The organism is Methanobrevibacter sp. (genome assembly GCF_045577275.1).
Classification (GTDB): Archaea; Methanobacteriota; Methanobacteria; order Methanobacteriales; family Methanobacteriaceae; genus Methanobrevibacter.
The window spans coordinates 1-1,757 of record NZ_JAZNIB010000364.1; the positions used below are offsets into that span (position 1 = coordinate 1).

Annotated in this window: 2 protein-coding genes; one reads left to right on the forward strand and one right to left on the reverse strand. The window is 25.7% G+C overall.

Features of this window, described 5'->3' with window-relative positions:
• A partial coding sequence (locus tag ACKI67_RS10480; RefSeq protein WP_407463484.1) for a cation diffusion facilitator family transporter occupies positions 1 to 618 on the reverse strand: 618 nt, incomplete at its 3' end.
• A gap of 425 nt (positions 619 to 1,043) precedes the next feature.
• On the opposite strand from ACKI67_RS10480, the gene ACKI67_RS10485 reads away from it, so the two are divergent.
• Positions 1,044 to 1,445, forward strand: a complete 402-nt coding sequence (locus tag ACKI67_RS10485; RefSeq protein WP_407463485.1) for a MarR family winged helix-turn-helix transcriptional regulator — start codon at positions 1,044 to 1,046, stop codon at positions 1,443 to 1,445.
• Positions 1,446 to 1,757 lie beyond the last annotated feature (312 nt).

The window sequence follows — 1,757 nt, forward strand, 5'->3', positions numbered from 1 at the left end:
GGTACCGATCATACTGCTTAATGTTTCAGACAACATTTCAATAGCTGCCTTTATAATCACAAATGCAATAATGGTTCCTAAAATACCTTCTAAACTAATATTCCAAATCAAGCTGATAATAGCTGCAACTACAGTAGACAATGACAAAATAGCATCAAACAATGCATCGCTACCAGATGCAACTAATGACTGGGAGTTTATTTCCTTACCTTTAGCCTTCACATATCTTCCTAAAACGAATTTTACAACTACTGCAACAGCAATTATGAAAATTGAAATAAAGTCATAGTCTGCCAAAACCGGATTGAAAATTTTTGGAACAGATTCCTGTAAAGCAGTTATACCTGCAAGCAGAACAATGACTGCTATGATAATTGATGAAAAATATTCTATCCTACCATAACCATAGGGATGTGCCTTATCAGGAGCCTTACCTGCCAATTTAGTCCCAATAATTGTAATGATGGAAGATAATGCGTCTGTTAAATTATTAACTGCATCCAAAGTGATTGCAATACTGTTTACCATTATCCCAATGGTGGCTTTGAATGCAACAAGAATTAAATTTACCAATATTCCAATAATGCTGGTTCGTACAATAATCTGATCTCTTTCCATAAAATTCCTCACAGATAATAAAAAAATAATTATAATTCAATATATGATTATATTTTTATTAGATATTAATATATAAGTTATCGTTAAGACCTTGTACAAATAACCACAATTGAGAACAAATAGAATAAAATCATTCAAGCAAATCCCGAAACTTTTAAATTAAATAAAATAATAAAAAAATGAAAAAAATTAAAAAATCTATCAAATTTAATGAAACAATATGTGAAAAGTTAAGAAAAAACAATAAATAAATGAATAAAAATATATAATAAAAAAATTATTTAAAATGAACAAATATAAAAAATGAATAAATATGTACATTAATGTAAGGAATTTCAATTAAGTTATATATTTATTCAAATTTATCAATAGATTTATATATATTAAGAAGTATATTAATTAACACAGTAAAGTGAGGGCAAAACATGAGAAAAGATTCTGTATTTAATGATGAAAAGAGTTATCTTAATTCGTGGTATAAAATAAAAAAAGGATTCGAAGAGTTCTTTAAGGGACATAGCAAAGGTCTGGAAATTAATCCTGCCGAATCCATGTTTTTATCAAAAATCTATTATCAAGATGGAATCAGCCAAAGGGAAATTGCACATGACCTACTTGTTTCTGAAGCAAACATTACAAAAACATTTAAAAAATTGGAATCAAAAGAATTGGTTTATAAGACCATTGATGAAGCCAATAATGCTCGTCGTAATTTACATTTAACTGAAAAGGGAGAAAAAACCTTTGAAAAATGTATTGAAATTTTTAAAGAATTTGATTCAGTCCTATTTGATGGATTAAGTGAAGAACAAATAAATCAAATGTAAAATCAATTAAAGAAAGTTGCAGACAAATCTTTAAGAATTGCAAAAGAAAAATAGAATTACCCACAACACCATTACAAAATCATTTTATTTATTAATTTACTTATTTTATTAATTTACTTATTTTATTTCTTAAAAATCATATGATAATTTAAGAGCTATTTTAAAAAAAGAAAAAATTAAGAAATAATCTAAAAAAACATTTTCTAAAAAAAGAAACAACTCCTTAAGATCCATCTCAAAAAACTTTTCTAAAAAGAGAAGAATCTTAAGAAATACTGAAAAATAAAAATAATAAAGAAAAAAATAATAAAA

Excerpts from the sequence above, each read along its gene's own strand:
- ACKI67_RS10485 (WP_407463485.1), top strand. The coding sequence starts at position 1,044 with ATGAGAAAAGATTCTGTATTTAATGATGAAAAGAGTTATCTTAATTCG.